The sequence below is a fragment of the Ralstonia sp. UNC404CL21Col genome (assembly GCF_000620465.1).
Lineage (GTDB): Bacteria > Pseudomonadota > Gammaproteobacteria > Burkholderiales > Burkholderiaceae > Ralstonia > Ralstonia flatus.
This window is the reverse complement of the sequence record NZ_KK211140.1, coordinates 475,964-495,005: the sequence shown is the minus strand read 5'-3', so window position 1 is coordinate 495,005 and position 19,042 is coordinate 475,964. Positions and strand designations below refer to the sequence as shown.

14 protein-coding genes are annotated in these 19,042 nt (G+C 64.6%); 7 read left to right on the top strand and 7 right to left on the bottom strand.

All coding sequences use genetic code 11. The features are described 5' to 3' along the window. Positions 1-10 precede the first annotated feature (10 nt). From N511_RS0120180 to dnaE, 3 genes are all read right to left on the bottom strand, one after another. Positions 11-1,291 carry an O-antigen ligase family protein gene (locus N511_RS0120180; RefSeq protein ID WP_027680929.1) on the bottom strand — a complete coding sequence of 427 codons (1,281 nt, stop codon included), beginning with the start codon at positions 1,289-1,291 and terminating at the stop codon, positions 11-13. Next, positions 1,288-2,355, bottom strand: coding sequence for a glycosyltransferase (locus tag N511_RS0120175; RefSeq protein WP_027680928.1), 1,068 nt, complete (start codon positions 2,353-2,355; stop codon positions 1,288-1,290). The genes N511_RS0120180 and N511_RS0120175 overlap by 4 nt, the downstream gene beginning before the upstream one ends. A gap of 83 nt (positions 2,356-2,438) precedes the next feature. Then, positions 2,439-5,957, bottom strand: a complete 3,519-nt coding sequence (gene dnaE, locus N511_RS0120170) for a DNA polymerase III subunit alpha (protein WP_027680927.1) — start codon at positions 5,955-5,957, stop codon at positions 2,439-2,441. 150 nt (positions 5,958-6,107) lie between these two features. Here dnaE and N511_RS0120165 point away from each other — a divergent pair, with 150 nt between their 5' ends. Next, positions 6,108-6,956, top strand: coding sequence for a sulfurtransferase (locus tag N511_RS0120165; protein ID WP_027680926.1), 849 nt, complete (start codon positions 6,108-6,110; stop codon positions 6,954-6,956). Further along, complete coding sequence (locus N511_RS25620; protein ID WP_269321399.1) at positions 6,953-7,078, top strand: hypothetical protein; 126 nt, start codon at positions 6,953-6,955, stop codon at positions 7,076-7,078. Before N511_RS0120165 ends, N511_RS25620 begins: the two co-directional genes overlap by 4 nt. Positions 7,079-7,142: 64 nt before the next feature. Here the strand turns inward: N511_RS25620 and N511_RS0120160 are convergent, their stop codons facing one another. Both N511_RS0120160 and N511_RS0120155 read right to left on the bottom strand, forming a co-directional pair. After that, on the bottom strand, positions 7,143-7,715 hold the full coding sequence (locus N511_RS0120160) for a flavodoxin family protein (RefSeq protein ID WP_027680925.1): 573 nt from the start codon (positions 7,713-7,715) through the stop codon (positions 7,143-7,145). Between the two features lie 78 nt (positions 7,716-7,793). Continuing rightward, complete coding sequence (locus N511_RS0120155) at positions 7,794-8,492, bottom strand: pirin family protein (RefSeq protein WP_027680924.1); 699 nt, start codon at positions 8,490-8,492, stop codon at positions 7,794-7,796. 106 nt (positions 8,493-8,598) lie between these two features. Here N511_RS0120155 and N511_RS0120150 point away from each other — a divergent pair, with 106 nt between their 5' ends. Then, positions 8,599-9,501: a LysR substrate-binding domain-containing protein gene (locus N511_RS0120150; protein ID WP_027680923.1), complete on the top strand. Its 903-nt coding sequence runs from the start codon at positions 8,599-8,601 to the stop codon at positions 9,499-9,501. Positions 9,502-9,563: 62 nt separating this feature from the next. Next, positions 9,564-10,499 (top strand): tRNA glutamyl-Q(34) synthetase GluQRS, encoded by a 936-nt coding sequence (gluQRS, locus tag N511_RS0120145; protein WP_027680922.1) that lies wholly within the window; start codon positions 9,564-9,566, stop codon positions 10,497-10,499. Between the two features lie 48 nt (positions 10,500-10,547). Here gluQRS and N511_RS0120140 read toward each other — a convergent pair whose 3' ends face one another. Then, positions 10,548-12,029: a DEAD/DEAH box helicase gene (locus tag N511_RS0120140; protein ID WP_410003873.1), complete on the bottom strand. Its 1,482-nt coding sequence runs from the start codon at positions 12,027-12,029 to the stop codon at positions 10,548-10,550. Positions 12,030-12,283: 254 nt separating this feature from the next. Here N511_RS0120140 and N511_RS0120135 point away from each other — a divergent pair, with 254 nt between their 5' ends. Next, on the top strand, positions 12,284-13,099 hold the full coding sequence (locus N511_RS0120135; protein ID WP_027680920.1) for an MBL fold metallo-hydrolase: 816 nt from the start codon (positions 12,284-12,286) through the stop codon (positions 13,097-13,099). Here the strand turns inward: N511_RS0120135 and N511_RS0120130 are convergent. After that, positions 13,083-13,793 carry a TetR/AcrR family transcriptional regulator gene (locus N511_RS0120130; protein ID WP_027680919.1) on the bottom strand — a complete coding sequence of 237 codons (711 nt, stop codon included), beginning with the start codon at positions 13,791-13,793 and terminating at the stop codon, positions 13,083-13,085. The two genes, N511_RS0120135 and N511_RS0120130, sit on opposite strands and share 17 nt — an antisense overlap. A gap of 199 nt (positions 13,794-13,992) precedes the next feature. On the opposite strand from N511_RS0120130, the gene N511_RS0120125 reads away from it, so the two are divergent. Together N511_RS0120125 and N511_RS0120120 are read left to right on the top strand one after the other, a co-directional pair. Further along, positions 13,993-15,696, top strand: a complete 1,704-nt coding sequence (locus N511_RS0120125) for an AMP-binding protein (RefSeq protein WP_027680918.1) — start codon at positions 13,993-13,995, stop codon at positions 15,694-15,696. 13 nt (positions 15,697-15,709) lie between these two features. After that, positions 15,710-19,021, top strand: coding sequence for a carboxyl transferase domain-containing protein (locus tag N511_RS0120120; protein ID WP_027680917.1), 3,312 nt, complete (start codon positions 15,710-15,712; stop codon positions 19,019-19,021). The last annotated feature ends 21 nt before the right edge of the window (positions 19,022-19,042 follow it).

Sequence of the window (19,042 nt, the reverse complement as noted above, 5' to 3'; positions counted from 1 at the left end):
GAAAACAATCTCAGAAAACAGGAGCGGCACCAAGCTGCTGCCGGCGCCGGTGAATATGCGCGGTGAACACGGCCACCATCACGCTGTAGAACACGACCGTCTGCGCGATGATCAGCATCACTTCGGTCAGCCCGAACAGTAGAAAGCCGACACACAACGTGAGGCCCATCGCGCCCGTCGTGCGCAAGATGCGGTCGTCGCACAGCGCGGCGCGCAGAAAGTAGGCGGCGGGCACCAGGTACAGCGCCAGCAATGCGCCGATGCCCAGCACGCCAAGCGTGGCGCCATTGTATAGAAACTCGTTGTGGGCATGCTCGAAGGCAGTCGCTTCCCGTGTGATCAGGCCTTCAGCGTGAATTGCCTTGAGAGCGGGCTCGAATTGGCCTCGCCCCACCCCGGCCAGCGGGTGGCGCGTCAGCATCAAGGTCGCGGCTCTCCAGAGTTGGAAGCGGATACCGACCGACGTGTTGGTCTGACCAGCTTGATAGGCGTGCAAATCGCTGACTGCCTGATCGAAACGGGCACGAACCATACTCGACGACACGCATACCGCTGCCAACAGCGCAAAGAAGACCAGCAACGCTGCCACTCGCTTTTTCCAGCTCACGTGACGCAGTGTCGCCACGGCGATCAGCAGCAGGACAGGAATCGCAACCCAGCCGCCGCGCGACTGCGACATGTATGAGGCAAAGAGCCCAGCGCCCCCGCCTGCCAAACGCAACGCAATAAGGGGCCACCCATCCTCTTTAGACCACCCAATGGAAATCAGCGAGAACAAGCCCATCAGCAACGACAGATTGCCGAACGGGATTGTGTTGGCGAATGCACCGATCTTGTCTGGCCGTCCGATACGCAATTCGAGATAAGCCCATACGACGGAGGCAAGCGCGCCCGCCACACATCCCCACTGCACGCTCTCCAGCTGTTTAGGCCGCAATTGCAACAGCGCAAACAGCGCCAGCCCGAACAGCCAGAGCCGGCCATAGGCAAATGGCACGCTGCGCGGCGCCGCGGGGTTCAACTGAGCACTGATCAGCATGGCGGTTGGCATGGCGGCCATGGCCAGGATCAGCCAGCGATGTTCGCGCCACATCGTCCGCAGTCGGCTGAACACCTCTGCAGGCGCGGCGAGCATCGACCAGAACGCGGCCACCAGCAGCAGCAAGAACGACAGGAACGCTGCGCCACGGACCGACAGCATGAAGGCCGGGAGGATGGAGATTCCGAACACGGCCAGCGCCGCCGGCGCGCTCGCTATCAGCGTCCGGCCACGTTGCATCAAGCCGCTCATCGCAATGTCCCCGCGCCAGGGGCAAGCGCCAGGAGCGCGTCGATGTGCGCCGTGATGCCCGGGTCATAGCGAAGGTGCTCACGCGGATTTGACAGGCGCGCTTGCCCCGCGTGCACGCGCGCAACAGCCGCCTCAATCGTGCGCCCGAGCGTGGCCGGATCATCCAGATCGAAGGTAGGCGCCCCGTCTTCCGAGATCACCTCGGTGCAGGCAATATTGGCTGCGAGCACGGCGGGCGTGCCGCACAGCACGGACTCCACGCCAATCAGCCCGAACGGCTCGTAGTGCGAAGCCAGGATCGTGTAATCCGCCGCGCGGTAGACGTTCTCGATGTCCTTGCGGTATCCCAGGTAGCGGATGTTGGGCGAGGACGACGACACCGGCCGCCCGATCACCGCCAGCTGCACAGGCAAATCCGTCTTCGAGAAAAACGCCTCCAGCAGCGGATAACCCTTGCGCTTGTGACTCGACGACGGGAACACAAACGTGACGCGGTCCTTCGCGAAGCCAAGCTCATCGCGCAGGCGCTGACGCTCCGCTTCATCCACCGGCGAGAACTTCGTCTCACTCACGGGGGGGTACACCGTCTTTACCTTGTCAGCGGGAATGTCGTAGTAGTCGAGCACTTCCTGCGCCATCAGTCGCGAGTGCGCAACGACAACGTGCGAGCGCACATAGTCGCGGCGCTCCAGGGCGATCTGCTGGCGATCCCAGAAGGCTGGCTCTTTTGAAAAGCTCTTCAGATAGCCGACGTGCGTACCGCCACAAATAGCGATATCCGAAGCGCCCGTGCGATTGCAGCCGATCATCAGATCGATGTGCTCGCGCTTGGCCAGATAGCGCACAAGCCAGCCGAACGCGTGGTCATTCAATTTGCCGGGCAGCTTGCGCGTGGGCAATGCAACGGCCTTGACCTGGCGGTATTCGGGAAGCGCCTTGTCCACCATCTTGGCGAAGAACACAGGACGGATGGCGCGCTCATGCAGACCGCGCACCAGGTCCATCGCGTAGCGCTCGCTGCCGCCGCTGTAGCCCAGCGCGTTGCACGAGATTCCGACGTTCATGGATGCTCTAGTAATAATCGTATTGAGACTGCAGTCGAGCCGAGCGCCCGCCCGGCAATGGCGCCCCCCGCGCCATCTTCGAACTACTCGTACACCGTTGCTACGTTCTCGGCGTCCAGCGCCTGACGCAGCGCGGCGATTGCCGCTTCGCTCGGAACAATGCGCCACGCGTCGCCAAGCACGGCTTCGCAGCGGGCCTGCTCGCAAACGTAGTTGATGCGTACCGAGACGCCGTTGCCATCTGCCGCCACATGCGGCGAAAGCAGATCGCGCAGCTTGGCCGCTGTCGAATCGCCGTTCATCGACAGCCGAATCGCCCGCGCAAACTTGGCGCGCGCCTGCGTCATGTCCATGACGGATTCGGCCGTCACACGCACGCCGCCAGTGAACATGTCGTGGCGGGCGCTGCCCTGCACGATCAGCACTTCGTCTTCCTTGAACAGCGCGCGATTGGCTTCGAAAACTTCGTTGAAAACCGTCACTTCGGTGGCTTCGCTGGCGGAGCCGTCGTCGAGCATGACGATCAGCATCTTGCCGCGCTGCGTCATCTGCGTACGCTGCCCGACAATCACGCCGGCCACCGTCTTGTTACGTGCATCGCGGTTGCCGTAGCCGCCGCCATTGCCCTTGTCGGTCACTTCGCGAGCCAGATCGGCCAGCGTCGTGCGTGCAAAGCGGCGCACCTCGTCGCGGTATTCATCGAACAGGTGACCAGAAAGGTAGAAACCCAGCGCCTGCTTTTCTTCCTGCAGCTTGCGCTTGGTCGTCCAGGCCGGTTCGTCGACGAGTTCGGGGCGATGCTGCTCGGCATCGTCACCGCTCATCAGGTCGAACAGCGACACCTGGTTGGCAGCCGCCGCCTTCTGCTCGGCGGCTTCCATGGCCAGGCCGATCGAAGCGAGGAGCTGCGCACGGTTGGCGTTGAGGCTGTCGAAGGCGCCGGCGCGCACCAGCGCTTCGATCGTGCGGCGATTGACCTGGCGGCGGTCAACGCGTTCGCAGAAGTCGAACAAGTCCTTGAACGGGCCGTCTTCGCGTGCACGCAGGATGTCTTCGATCGCGCCCTGGCCGCTGCCCTTCACGCCGCCCAGTCCGTAGCGGATGGTCTTGGCGTCGGTCGGTGCAAAACGATACTGGCTGGCGTTGATATCCGGCGGCAGGATGGTCAGGCCGTTCTTGCCTCGGGCATCGTCGTAAAGGATCTTCACCTTGTCGGTGTCGTCCATGGCGAGCGACATGTTGGCTGCCATGAATTCGGCCGGGTGATGCGCCTTGAGCCACGCCGTGTAGTACGCCAGCAGCGCATACGCGGCCGCGTGCGACTTGTTGAAGCCGTAGCCCGCGAACTTCTCCATCAGGTCGAAGATTTCATCGGCCTTTTCGGTGGAGAGCCCGTCCTTGGCAGCGCCCGCGCGGAACAGCTCTCGGTGCTGCGCCATCTCTTCGGGCTTCTTCTTACCCATCGCGCGGCGCAGCAAGTCGGCGCCGCCGAGCGAGTAACCGCCCACGATCTGCGCCATCTGCATCACCTGCTCCTGGTAGACCATGATGCCGTAGGTCTCCTTGAGCACCGGCTCGACGCGCGGGTCGGGGTACTCCACCTTCTCGCGGCCGTGCTTACGTGCGCAGAAGCTGGGGATCAGGTCCATCGGGCCGGGGCGATACAGCGCCACGAGGGCGATGATGTCCTCAAAGCGGTCAGGCTTGGCGTCCTTCAGCATGCCCTGCATGCCGCGACTTTCCAGCTGGAACACAGCGACCGTGTTGGCCGTCTTCAGGATGTCGAACGCCTTCTTGTCCGTCAGCGGAATGTGGCTGCAGTTCCAATCCGCCTTGGACGGATCGAGCATGCGGATGTAGCGCTCGGCCCAGTCGAGGATCGTCAGCGTGGTCAGGCCCAAGAAGTCGAACTTGACCAGGCCGACGGCTTCCACATCGTCCTTGTCGTACTGACTGACGACGCCGGCGTCTTCACCGCCTTGCGTGTAGAGCGGGCAGAAGTCGGTCAATTTGCCAGGGGCGATCAGCACACCGCCAGCGTGCATGCCGACGTTACGGGTCATACCTTCGACGCGCTGGGCAAGTTCCAGCAGCTGCTTGACCTCTTCTTCGTTGGCCTCGCGCTCGGCCAGCAGCGGCTCTTCCTTCTTCGCTTCTTCCAGCGTGACGAGCTTGCCCGGCTTGAACGGGATCAGCTTGGCCACGCCGTCAACAAAGTTGTAGCCGAGATCGAGCACGCGGCCCACGTCGCGCACCGCAGCCTTGGCGGCCATGGTGCCGAACGTGGCGATCTGCGAGACGGCGTCCTTGCCGTACTTTTCCTTCACGTACTGGATGACGCGGTCACGGCCGTGCTGGCAGAAGTCGATGTCGAAGTCGGGCATCGACACACGTTCCGGATTCAGGAAACGCTCGAACAGCAGGTTGTATTTGAGCGGGTCCAGATCGGTAATGCCCAGCGCATACGCCACCAGCGACCCTGCGCCCGAGCCCCGGCCCGGCCCCACCGGCACGCCGTTGTTCTTGGCCCAGTTGATGAAGTCTGCAACGATCAGGAAGTAGCCGGGGAAGCCCATCTTGATGATGGTGCCGGTCTCGAATTCCAGGCGGGCGTAGTACTCGGCGCGTTTGGATTCGCGCACGGCCTCGTCGGGGAACAGCACTTCCATGCGCTTTTCCAGCCCTTCCTTGGCGAGCTGGACGAGGTAGTCATCCAGCGACATGCCATCGGGCGTCGGGAACAGCGGCAGCTTGGGCTTGCCCAGTTCCAGCTTGAGGTTGCAGCGCTGCGCGATCTGCACCGCGTTGGCCAGCGCAGACGGGATGTCGGCAAACAGCGCGCACATCTCGTCCTGCGTCTTGAAATACTGTTCGGTCGTGAAACGACGGGCGCGGCGCGGATTGGCGAGCAGCTCGCCCTCGGCGATGCACGTGCGCGCTTCGTGGGCCGTGAAATCGTCCGGCGTCATGAACTGCACCGGATGCGTTGCCACCACCGGCAACTGCATGGCCGACGCCAGCTTCACGGCCTGCTGAATGTAGGCTTCGGTGCCGGCGTGCCCGGCGCGCTGCAGCTCGATGTAGAAAGCGCCCGGAAACACGCGCGACCAATGCGTCGCGAGCTTGCGCGCCAGCGCATCGTTTCCGTTGGCCAGCGCCATGCCGATATCGCCCGCCATCGCGCCCGAGAGCGCCAGCAGACCGGTGGCCAGCGGCGCGTTTTCAACACCCGGCTCGTCGAACCATTCGGGGGCGATTTCCGCGCGGCCGCGATGCTGGTTGGAGAGCCACGCCCGGGCCAGCAACTGGCACAGGTTCAGGTAACCCTGCTTGTCACGCACCAGCAACAGCAGGCGCGTCGGCTTGTCGCGCTCGTCGTGATTGGTGATCCACACGTCGGCCCCGACGATGGGCTTCACGCCCTTGCCACGCGCTTCCTTGTAGAAACGCACCAGCCCGAAGGCGTTGGCGAGATCGGTCAGCGCCAAGGCGCCCATGCCATCTTTGGCGGCAGCCTTGACGGCATCGTCGAGACGGACGTTGCCATCGACGACGGAATATTCGGAGTGGAGACGGAGGTGGACGAAGCGCGGCGAATTCATCCGCGTATTGTAACGGGTGACACCTTCCGCAAAGCATTCCGGGTGTGCCCGATTGACCTGCAGCAACCCCGCACGGCTGCGCGGGCGGCTATAATTTCGGCTTACGAATCAACGGGTTACCCAAGGCGCCGGAAAACGGCGCGGCAGCACATGCAGATCGTCAATATTTCCGCTTACAAATTCGTCACCCTCAATGACCGCGAGACCCTGCGCCCCGCCCTGCTGGCCGAGTGCCAGGCGCGCGAGCTGAAGGGCACCGTGCTGCTGGCGCCCGAGGGCATCAACATCTTCCTGGCCGGCTCGCGTGAGGCCATTGACGGCATCGTCGGCTGGCTGCGCGCCGACCCCCGTTTTGCTGACTTGGCACCGAAGGAAAGCCTGTCCGACCACCAGCCGTTCCGCCGCCTGCTGGTGCGCATGAAAAAAGAAATCATCACCATGCGCCATCCGCTGATCCGCCCCGAAGAAGGCCGCGCGCCGTCGGTCGCACCGCCGGACCTCAAGCGCTGGCTCGACCAGGGCCACGACGACGAAGGCCGCCCCGTGGTGATGCTCGACACGCGCAATGACTATGAAGTCGCCGTTGGCACGTTCAAGAACGTCGTCGAATACAACCTCAAGAAGTTCACTGAATTCCCGCCCGCCATTGCCGCGCACAAGGACGACTTTGCCGGCAAGACCGTCGTGTCGTTCTGCACCGGCGGCATCCGCTGCGAAAAGGCGGCAATTCACATGCAGGAGATCGGCATCGAGCGCGTCTATCAGCTCGAAGGCGGCATCCTGAAGTATTTCGAGGAAGTCGGCGGCGCGCATTACGACGGCGATTGCTTTGTGTTCGATCACCGCACAGCGCTCAATGCCGAATTGCTGCCGGCAGGCCCGAAGCAATGCTTTGCCTGCCGCGCCGTGGTGACGCCGGAAGAGCAGCAGTCCCCCGACTACATCCCCGGCCAGCGCTGCCCACATTGCGCCGGCAACCAAACGCGCGCCGCCGCATGAAGCGCCTCGCCGCCCGCCTCCTCGTCACCGCGCTGTGCCTTGCGGCATTGGGCGGTTGCGCGGCGAGCTGCGAGGGCGGATCGAACCGCGGCGTCTTCTGCGGAGCCGGCACGCGCTTCTGACCTTTCGCAGCGCGCCAGCAAAAAAACGCCGGACATGCCGGCGTTTTTCTTTGGGCGATCCGTTTTACTGGCGACCGCGCACGAACTGGTTCGTGATGGCAACAATACGTTCGCCGAACAGCTTGGCGGTTTCCAGGTCGCCGGGCAGCGGACCTTCTTCCGGGCTCGCGTCCGACGGCGATTGCGCCAGCGCGCCGCCAAAGCCAGCTAGGTAGTTCACGTCGTTGCGCGTGGCCGCCTTGCTGTTGGCCGGCATCATGCCCGTGCCGACCCAGATCATTCCGTGCTGCTGCGACAGCGTCCACAGATACTGGATCGACGCGTACTTGTCACCGTTCATCGATGCGGAATTCGTGAACCCCGCAGCGATCTTGTCCTTCCATGCACCGGTAAACCACGCCTTGGACGATGCATCGGCAAACTTCTTGAAGTCGCCCGACACGCCGCCCATGTAGGTCGGCGCGCCAAAGACGATCGTGTCGACGCCGGCGAGCAGCGCCCAGGTGTCGTCGTTGACGTCCGTGACGGAGATCAGGTGTGCTTCGGCGCCGGCGCCTTGAATGCCTGCAAATACGGCCTCGGCCTGCTTCTTGGTGTGGCCATAACCGCTGTGATAAACGACTGCAACTCGTGCCATGGGAATCCTCTTGGGGTTAGGGGTACGGCGGGGAACAACGGAAAAGAAAAATGGCGCACAGAGCGTGCGCCACCCACATTACGGCAGATCGAACACCAGCACTTCGCTGTCTTCGCCGCCGGAGAGCATCACCGTCTCTTCCTGCGTCAGCTTGGCTGCGTCGCCGCCGACCAGCGTGCGACCGTTAACGCTCACCTTGCCGCGCACGACATGCACATAAGCGCGGCGGCCTGCGACGATCGGCAGGGACGCAGTTTCTGCGCCATCGAACTTGCCGGCGTAGAGCGCCATGTCTTGGTGCACTTTCACCGATCCGTCACGGCCGTCGGCGCTGGCGATCAGCGCCAGCTTGCCGCGCTTGGCCGCCTCGTCGAAATGGCGTTCTTCGTAGCCCGGCGTCAGGTTCAACTGCGCCGGCAGCACCCAGATCTGCAGAAAATGCGTGGTCTGGTCCTGCGCGTGGTTGAACTCGGAGTGACGCACGCCTGTCCCAGCCGTCATGCGCTGCACGTCGCCGCGGCGCAGCACGCTGCCGTTGCCCATGCTGTCCTTGTGCGCCAACTCACCATCCAGCACGTAACTGATGATTTCCATGTCGCGGTGGCCGTGGGTGCCAAAGCCCATGCCGGCGGCGACGCGGTCTTCGTTGATGACGCGCAACGGCCCGAATTGAACGTGCTCCGGGTCCATGTAATCGGCGAACGAGAAGCTGTGATACGACTTCAGCCAGCCGTGGTCTGCGTACCCGCGATCTTGAGAGGGGCGGATTTCAATCATTTTGATGAATCTCCTATCCAAATTACTGCGTCGATGTGTGAATGGTACGCAGATTGGCTATAGTTGCGCGGTATAGCTTTGATTCAATACATCAAAAATTCTGAATATGGCGCTCTCGCTGGAATCTTTGGAAGTGCTGGACGCGATCGAACGCAAGGGCAGCTTTGCCGCCGCGGCGCATGAACTCGGCAAAGTACCGTCCGCGCTCACCTATGTGGTGCGCAAGCTGGAAGACGATCTCGACGTCCTGCTGTTCGACCGACGCCGCCATCGGGCCGAACTCACACCCGCCGGCCGCGCACTGCTCGACGAAGGCCGCCACCTGCTGCAGGCTGCCGATGAACTCGCCCGCCGCGTCAAACGCCTCGCCACCGGATGGGAAGCCACGTTGACCATCGTAGTCGACGATCTCGTGCACTTCCGCGCACTCATGCCCGTCATCCAGGATTTCTACGCTGAGAACACCGCCACGCGCCTGCGCTTCTGCCGTGAGGTGCTGGCCGGCACGTGGGACGCGCTGCTCTCGGGCCGCGCGGATTTGCTGATCGGACCAGCGCAAGTGATGCAGGTGCAGGGCATTCAGACGCGCACGGTGGGCAACATTCCTTTCGTATTTGCGGTGGCAGCACATCACCCGCTTGCGCAGATGGAAGAGCCCTTGCCTGCCGCTGCCATTACGCGGCATCGCATCGTTGCCGTGGGGGATACGTCGCGCAACCTGCCCGCACGCACCATCGGCGTGATGGCCGGACAGGACACGCTCGTGGTGCCCTCGATGGCGGACAAGGTGCAAGCGCAGATTCGCGGCCTGGGCTGCGGCTGGCTGCCGGTGCCGTTGGCGCAACCGTATCTCGATTCCGGCGTGCTGATCGCCAAGGAAACCACCGAAGACAAGCGCGCCGGCACATTCCAGGTGGCGTGGCGCAACAACATGCGCGGCAAGGCGCTGCAATGGTGGGTCGACAAGCTGGAAGACCCGCGCCTGGGGCAGGCCTTGATGATGCAGTAAGCGCCTCTGGCCGCCAAATCGCGCACAATAGCGCCATCGACCTCTGCGCCTGGAGCGTTGCGTTGTCCCAAGCCAATCTCGATTTTCCGGAATCCGCCAACTCGTCGCGCGGCCAATACCGTGGCCGTTTTGCGCCCTCGCCCACGGGGCCGCTGCATATCGGCTCGCTGGTCACCGCATTGGCAAGCTGGCTGGATGCGCGCGTACACGGTGGCACGTGGCTCGTGCGCATCGAAGACATCGACTTCCAGCGCAATGTGCCCGGCGCCGATCGCGACATCCTTGCCACGCTGGAAGCCCTCGGGCTCAATCCCGACGAAGCCCCGCAATGGCAGAGCACGCACCTTCCGCGCTTTGAACAGGCGCTTGAGCAGTTGCAGGCCGTCGGCCGCCTCTACCCGTGCGGCTGCACGCGCCGCGAAATTGCGGATTCCGTCACCAGCATCGACGCGAACGGGCACGTGCGTCACCAGACGTTGATCTATCCCGGCACGTGTCGCAACGGGCTGCACGGCCGCCCCGCGCGCGCATGGCGCGTGCGTGTGCCAGACGCCGACGCGGCCACGGTCTGCTTCGACGACCGCTGGCAAGGCACGCAATGCCAGAACCTGGCCGAGGCTGTCGGCGATTTCGTGCTCAAGCGTGCCGACGGCATGTGGGCGTACCAGATTGCGGTGGTGGTGGATGATGCCGCGCAAGGCATCACGGACGTCGTGCGCGGCGCCGACCTGCTCGACTCGACGCCCCGCCAGATCTATCTGCAACAGCTGCTGGGCTTGCCAGCGTTGCGCTACCTGCACGTGCCGGTGGTCGTGAACCCAGACGGCGAAAAGCTCAGCAAGCAGACCGGCGCGCGCGCCATCAACCGCAGTCAACCGCTAGCGGCGCTCACCGAAGCGGCACAGCACCTCGGGCTGGAAATCCGTGCAGGGGATGTGGAAGGGTTCTACCGGGACGCCGTCCCGGCATGGGCCAATCGCCTGGCGCAGCTGGCCTGATGCAATTGACCCGGGCGGCAGGAGCGCCGCCCCTTTCCGTCGACTGACTTAACGCTTGCGCGGCACGCCACCGAGCAGCGCCGCAATCGGCCGCTTGGCGGTGCGCGGGTGTCCGGCGGGCTGTGCCGGCTTGGCGGCCTCCGCCGATTCCGCCGGCACAGACGATTCGTACGGGCGGTTGAAGAACGGATCGTCCGATGGGCGGAACGCCGGGCGCACGATCGTGTGATCGAGCACGCGGGCGCCGTTACGCTCATCGCGCTCACGGGCGCGACGAACTTCGCTGCGGGCACGCTTTTCATCGCGCTCGCGGCGTTCACGGTCACGCGCCTGTTCGCCGGTCGGATCGAAATCGGCCAGTTGCTCGCGCGGCAAATTGCGCTTGATCAGCTTTTCGATATCGGCCAGCAGACGTTCATCGCCCGGGGCGAACAGCGACAGTGCGTCACCCGAAGCGCCGGCACGACCCGTGCGGCCAATGCGGTGCACGTAATCTTCTGCGTTGAACGGCAGGTCGAAGTTGATCACGCACGGCATCTGCGAGATGTCGAGCCCGCGCGCTGCCACGTCGGTGGCGACCAGCACATCGACGGTACCTTGCTTGAACGCTTCGAGCGTCTGCATGCGCTCGGTCTGCGTCTTGTCGCCGTGAATGGCGTTGGCGTTGATGCCTTCGCGCTCCAGCGCACGCGCCAGCCGCGAGCAGCCGATCTTGCTGTTGGAGAACACGATGCACTGGCGCGGCAAGCCTTGCTCGGCACGCTGCTTCAACAGGTGTACGAGCGCCGCCTGCTTGTGGTTGTCCGGCACGGTGTAGATGACCTGGCGGACATTCTCTGCCGTGGCGTTGCTGCGGGCCACTTCAATGGTCTGCGGATGACGCAGGTAGCTGGCGGCCAGCTTCTTGATCTCCGGCGAGAACGTCGCCGAGAACAACAGCGTCTGGCGGTGTGCCGGCAGCAGGTTGATGATGCGCTGCAAGTCGGGCAGGAAGCCCATGTCGAGCATGCGGTCGGCTTCGTCGAGCACCAGCATGCGCACCTGCGACAGGTTCACGCTGCGCTGCTGCACATGGTCGAGCAGGCGGCCCGGCGTGGCCACGAGGATTTCGACGCCGCGGCGGAGTTGCTCGGTCTGCGGGTTCATGTCGACGCCGCCGAACACGACAGCGCTGCGCAACGCCGTGTACTTCGCGTACTTGGCAACGTTGTCGTACACCTGGTCGGCCAGTTCGCGCGTGGGCGTGAGGATCAGCGCCCGCACCGGGTGGCGCGCCGGCGACGCGCTCGTATTGGCGTCGGGCAGCAGGTTATGGATGATCGGCAGCGAGAAACCGGCGGTCTTGCCGGTGCCGGTTTGTGCAGCGCCCATGACGTCGCGGCCGGCGGTCACCACCGGAATGGCGGCGGCCTGGATGGGCGTGGGCTTGGTGTAACCGCTTTCGGTCAGCGCGCGGAGGACGTCCGGATGCAGGCCGAAGCTGTCGAACGTCACCGATTCATTGGCCGGTGCTTCTGACGCTTCAGACATCGTTGCAGTATTCATAGGGGGAGATGCGGCATGCCGGTTGGCATGGCGGCGCGCCAAACCCAGGCGGAAAACCCGCGTGCGGCTCGCGCAAAGCGTTAAAAATCAAAAGTTTATCACGTGAGAACCGGCCCGGGACGGATGATCCGCCCACACCAGCCGACGGCAGCGCCACAGCTGCCTTGACACGGATCAAGTGGGCCGGGCACGCGCTGCGCCACCATCCAGGCATTCCAACCTGCGCCCTGCCCTCTCCCATGGTCACCACGCTCTATGAATCGCCCGAGCACGTTTGCCTGATGTTTTCCGACCTGGTCGACGATCACGACGACCTGCCCGTGCAGACCAACCAGTTCCTCATCGTCGATCACGGCCACGGCGCACTGATCGATCCGGGCGGTCAGATGACCTATAACGCGCTGTTTCTGGCGATGAACCGGTACTTTCCTCCCAAGCAGCTGGACTACGTGCTGGCCTCGCATGCGGACCCGGACATCGTCGCCTCGGCGGGACGTTGGCTTACGAGTTCCAGCTGCGACATCCTGATCTCGCGCGTGTGGGAGCGCTTCCTGCCGCATTTCTGCAACGTCGGCAAGACTGAAGGCCGCATCGTGCCGATCCCGGATACGGGTATGGCGATTCCGCTGGGGCAGTCGCATCTGCTGGCCGTGCCCGCGCATTTCCTGCATTCGGAAGGCAATTTCCAGTTCTACGATCCGGTGTCGCGGATCCTGTTCTCGGGCGATCTGGGTGCATCGATGGTGCATGCCAACGTTGCGGCCAAGCCCGTGGGCGATTTTGATGCGCACCTGCCGCTCATGGCGCCCTTCCACCGTCGCTACATGAGCGGCAACCGGGTATGCCGGCTGTGGGCACAGATGGTGCGGGGGCTCGATATTGAATGGATCGTGCCGCAGCACGGCCAGGCGTTTCGCGGCAAAGCCATGGTCAACCGGTTCATCGATTGGGTCGAGACGCTCGACTGCGGCATCGACCTGATGACGCCGGAGATCTTCCGCCTGCCCGCCCTGCCGAAGGCGGCAGCCGGCGCAACGATCAAGACGCGCGCGTAGCGCCAGAAGCCGGGGCAGCCGGCAGGATGATCTTCATCATGGCGCTCGACAGCTCGTGCGCCAGCACCCCGGCGTCGATGCGCGACGGGTCGTGCCACGTATACATGAACCCCATCACGCCGCCCATCGAGTGCGCCGCGACGCGCGCATCGCCAAAGTCAAACACGCCGGCGCGCTTGCCCTCGTCGAGCAGCGCATAGAGATCGCGGTAATACGCCCGCGACATGCCGTGCAGCCATTCCACCGTTTCCGGGCGCAGGTATTGCCGATCGCGATACGTCAGTGCCGCAGCGTAGTGGCAGTCGATGCACCGGCGCGCCATTTCCAGCAGGCAGGCCTGCAGGCGCTCTCGCACGGGCAGGGCCGGATCGGCGGTTTCCCGGATGGCCGACAGGCAGATCTGCGCGGCCTCGCGGCACAGGATGTCAAAGATCTCGTATTTGTCCGTGAAGTAGTAGTACACCGCCGGTTTGGTCACGCCGAGCGCGTTGCACAGGTCGCTCATCGTCATGCCGGCATACCCTTTGGTGAAGAAGAGCTGCGCGGCCGTGTCGAGAATCTGCCGGCGGCGGGCCTCCTGCCGCTCGGCGATGTGCGGGCGCGTGGCCGGCGGTGTGACGCCGGGGGCCTCGGCGGCCTCGGTTTCAGCAGACGGGTGCACGTCGGAAACGGCAGATTTGCGGACGGTGGACATGACACATATTTTCGCATGTCGCCCGCAGATGCGTCGTGGCATGCGCGCATCTTGGCGACATCTTCGCTTCGATGCTTGACGCATCAAAGAACGCTTTCTATATTCTTACCCGTTGGTATAAAAAGTTACTTCTCAGTATAGATAGTGCGGCGCCACGCTGCGCACGCGCTGCACAACCCAACGGAGACAAGCTTTGGCGATGGACGAGTCCGAGTATCTCGGCCGCGTTCGCGCGCTCTGGGCGCGCGCATGGCCGGTCGATACCCCGCGTGAGCCGCATTACCCGATCGGGCGCGTTGCCCTCACCGACTATCTGCGGCACTGGGCGCGCACCACGCCAGACAGGCCGGCCATCCACTTCTACGGGCACGACACAACGTTCGCCCAGCTTGACGATCTGTCGGACCGCTTTGCCGCGCTGCTCGCGCAACACGGCATTGGCGCAGGCGACCGGGTGGCGGTCTTCCTGTCGAATTGCCCGCAGTTCAATGCAGTGTTCTTCGGCATTCTCAAGCTGGGCGCCGTGTACGTGCCGATCAGTCCGCTGTCACAGCGTGCCGAACTGATGCATGCGCTGAGCGACGCAACACCACGCGCCATCGTCACGCTGGACCGCCTCATGCCGCTGGTGCGTGACGTGCGCGCCGAAACATCGATCGAGCACGTGTTCGTCACACGTTACGCAGATGTGCTCCCCACACAGCCGACGCTGCCGCTCCCGGCCATGCTGACCGAGCCGGCCCTGCCCTGCGAAGACGCCATCGACTTGTTGCCGGCACTGGCGCAGACCACGCCGATCCCCTTGCCGCCGGGTTCGCTCGATGCGGTTGCCGCGCTCAACTACACCGGCGGCACGACGGGGCTACCGAAGGGCTGCATCCACACGCAAGGGGACATGGTCGACATGGCGGCTGCGTTCTCGGCCGTGTCGCTGCGCGCGGATGCCGACACCGTCCTGCTCAGCTTCTATCCGCAATTCTGGATTGCGGGCGAGAACACCGGGCTGATCTTCCCTGCTTTCCTTGGCGTGCCGCTGGTGTTGCTCGCCCGCTGGGACGCCGAAGCCTTCATGGCGGGCGTGCAGCGCTACCGCGTGACCAACGGTTCGATGCTGGTCGACAGCGCGGCGGAGGTGATGGCGCATCCGCGTGTGCATGCGTACGACCTGCGTTCGCTGCGGCACACGGGCGTGTCGTCTTTCGTGAAGAAGCTGAACCCGGAATACCGGCGCGCGTGGCGCGAACTGACCGGCTCGATGATGGCCGAGAGCGCCTGGGGCATGACGGAAACGCAGACCTGCAACAGCTTCACGGTCGGCATGCAGGACGATGATTTCGATCTGCGCTCGCAGCCGATTTTCGTGGGCCTGCCGGTGCCCGGCACCGATTTCAAGATCTGCGACTTTGACACGCACGAACTCATGCCGATCGGCGCCGAAGGCGAACTCTGCGTGCGCACGCCAACGTTGCTGAAGGGCTACTGGAACAAGCCGGACGCCACCGCGCAGACGCTGCGCAACGGCTGGTTCCACACCGGCGACATCGGCTGCATCGACGAACAGGGCTACGTGCACTATCTCGGCCGCCGCAAAGAGATGCTGAAGGTCAATGGCATGAGCGTATTCCCGGCGGAGATCGAAGCCATGCTCGGCAAGCATCCGGCCATCCTGGGCTCTGCCGTGGTCGGCCGCGCCGACGCGCAACGCGGCCAGCTGCCCGTCGCCTTCGTGATGCTGCGCCCCGAGGCCGTCGGCACGTTGGACAGCGCCACGCTCACCGGTTGGTGCCGCGAGAACATGGCCGTCTACAAGGTGCCCATCGTGCGCATTGTCGATGCACTGCCGCTCACGGCCACCGGCAAGGTGCGCAAGCAGGATCTCGCTCCACTCGCTGAACAGCTCTAACCCACCCTGCTCCATGACGTTTCGCAAACTGCTGATCGCCAATCGCGGCGAGATTGCCATTCGCATTGCCCGCGCAGCCGCCACGATCGGCTTGCCCTCCGCCGCCCTCTATTCCGAAGACGATCGCGACGCGCTGCATCCGCTACGCGCCGATGAAGCCGTGCCCTTGCCTGGAACCGGCCCGCGCGCGTATCTCGACGGTGCGGCCATCCTCGACGCTGCACGCGCAGTCGGTGCCGATGCTGTTCACCCGGGCTACGGCTTCCTGAGCGAGGGCGCGGCTTTCGCGCGCCAGTGCGCAGAGGCCGGCGTGCAGTTCATCGGGCCACCGCCGCGCGTGCTCGAACTCTTCGGCGACAAGGCACGCGCGCGGGCCCTTGCACACGAGGCCGGCATTCCCATCGTCAGCGGCACGCAAGGCGCGACCACGCTGGAAGAGGCGCGCGCCTTCTTCGCCACGCTGCCGCCCTCGCACGGCATGATGATCAAGGCCGTATCCGGCGGCGGCGGACGCGGCATGCGCGCCGTGCACGATGCGCAGGCGATTGCCGACGCGTACGCGCGCTGCATATCTGAAGCGACCGCCGCGGGTGGCGGCGGCGACGTCTACGTAGAAGCGCTGGTGCCCGCGCCGCGCCATATCGAAATCCAGATCGTTGCAGACGCGCACGGCCACGTTGCGCACCTCGGCGAGCGTGAATGCAGCCTGCAGCGCCGTCACCAGAAACTGATCGAGATCGCGCCCAGCCCCGCGTTGAACGATGCGCTGCGTGCACGCATTGCCGAGGCTGCCGTCACGCTGGCCAAGGCGGCACGCTACAGCGGCATCGGCACCTTCGAATTCCTCGTGGAAGGGGCAGGCACGCCGCACACCACCTTCTACTTCATGGAGGCCAACCCGCGCGTGCAAGTCGAACACACGGTCACGGAAATGGTGACGGGTATCGACTTGGTCGTGACCCAGCTGGCGCTGGCACAGGGTGCGTCGCTCGCAGATGTCGGGCTTGCTCAGCCGATCGCGCCGCGCGGCCACGCCGTGCAGGTGCGCATCAATGCGGAGACCCTCGATGCAAGCGGTCAGCCGCACCCGTCCACCGGCATGCTGACCGCCTTCGAGCCGCCCAACGGCCCCGGCGTGCGCGTCGACACCTGCGGCTATGCGGGCTACCGTCCGAACCCGCGCTTCGATTCACTGCTGGCCAAACTGATCGTCCACGCGCCGCACGGCACGTATGCGCAGACGCTGACACAGACGTACCGCGCGCTGTGCGAATTCCGCATCGAAGGGCTCGCCACCAACAAGCGGCTGCTGCAAGACCTGCTGCGCGATGCTGACGTGCAGGCCAACGCCGTGCACACGCAGTTTCTCGATGCGAAGCTCGCCGACCTGGCCGCCGGCAACGGCGAAGCGCATCCCGCACTGCACGCCACGTCGGTCGCCACCCCGGACCTGACGCCCGCTACGTCATTCCTCGACGAGCTTCCTGACGACGCCGAAGTGCTCACCGCGCCAATGGATGGCGCACTGATCCAGATCACCGCGCAAGCCGGTGCCGCGGTCGCGCGCGGCGAGGTGCTGGCCGTCATTGAAGCGATGAAGATGGAGCATGTCGTCACCGCACCGGCTGCTGGTCGTGTGCTGCAGGTCTGCGCGCAATCGGGCGCCACAGTGCGCGAAGGCCAACCGCTGGCCGTGCTGCATCCCGCCGACGCACAACATGACACCGCAGCCGCCAATGCCGAAATCGACCTCGACCACATTCGCCCCGACCTGCAAGCCGTCATCGAGCGCCATGCGTTCGGTCTCGACGCGAACCGTCCGGAGGCCGTTGCCCGCCGCCGCAAGACCGGGCAGCGCACCGCGCGCGAGAACATCGCACACCTGTGCGACGCCGACTCGTTCATCGAATACGGTGCACTCGCCATCGCAGCGCAACGCCAGCGCCGCGCACTCGCCGACCTGATTCGCTCGACGCCGGCCGACGGCATCATCACCGGCATCGGGACCGTCAACGGCGCGCACTTCCCCGATCAGGACGCGCGCTGCATGGTGCTCGCGTATGACTACACCGTGCTGGCGGGCACCCAGGGCACCTTCAACCACAAGAAGACCGACCGTGCACTGGAGCTGGCGCAGCAATGGAAGATGCCCGTTGTGCTGTTCGCCGAAGGCGGCGGCGGTCGGCCGGGCGACACTGAAAAGCGTGGCGTCAGCGGCCTGGACTGCCCGACCTTCATCCACTTCGCGCGTCTTTCAGGGCTGGTGCCGACCGTCGGCATCGTGTCGGGCCGCTGCTTCGCAGGCAACGCCGCACTGCTGGGCTGTGCCGACGTGATCATCGCCACGCGCGACGCGACCATCGGCATGGGCGGCCCCGCCATGATCGAAGGCGGCGGTCTTGGCGTCTACGCGCCCGAGGAGGTCGGCCCCGTCAACGTGCAGGCGCCGAATGGCGTGATCGACGTGCTGGTCGAAAACGAAACCGAAGCCGTGGACGCCGCGCGCCGCTACCTGAGCTATTTCCAGGGGCCGCTCGCCGACTGGGAAGCCGGCGACGTGCGCCACCTGCGCCACGTGATTCCCGAAAACCGCATGCGCAGCTATGACATGCGCGCCGTAATCGATGCATTGGCCGATACGGATTCGGTTCTGGAACTGCGTCAAGCCTTTGGTGTGGGCATCATTACCGCGCTGATCCGCATCGAGGGCCGCGCCTTCGGCTGCATTGCCAACAACCCGCGCCATCTGGGCGGCGCCATCGATTCTGCAGCGGCAGACAAGGCATCGCGCTTCATGCAGCTGTGCAACGCATTCGACCTGCCCATCGTCTCGCTGTGCGACACACCGGGTTTCATGGTCGGGCCGGAGGCGGAAAAGACCGCGACCGTCCGCCACGTCAGCCGCATGTTCGTAACGGCCGGCAACTTGCGCGTGCCTTTCTTCACCATCGTGCTGCGCAAAGGCTATGGCCTTGGGGCGATGGCCATGGCGGCGGGCGGTTTTCGCGCGCCGCTGTTCACCGCGTCGTGGCCGAGCGGCGAGTTTGGCGGCATGGGCATCGAAGGCGCCATCCGCCTGGGTTACCGCAAAGAGCTGGAAGCCGTGGAAGACCCGGCAGAACGCGAGGCCCTGTTCCGCAAGATGGTCGACGCCGCCTACGAGGAAGGCCGCGCGCTCAACATCGCCAGCTATCTGGAGATCGACGCCGTGATCGACCCGGCCGATACGCGCCGCTGGCTGCTGCGCGGGTTGCAATCGGCGCCGCCCGCCCCGCCAAGGCACACACGCGACCCGGCCACGCGCGGCTTCATCGACACCTGGTAGCCGAGAACCCACACAAGGAGG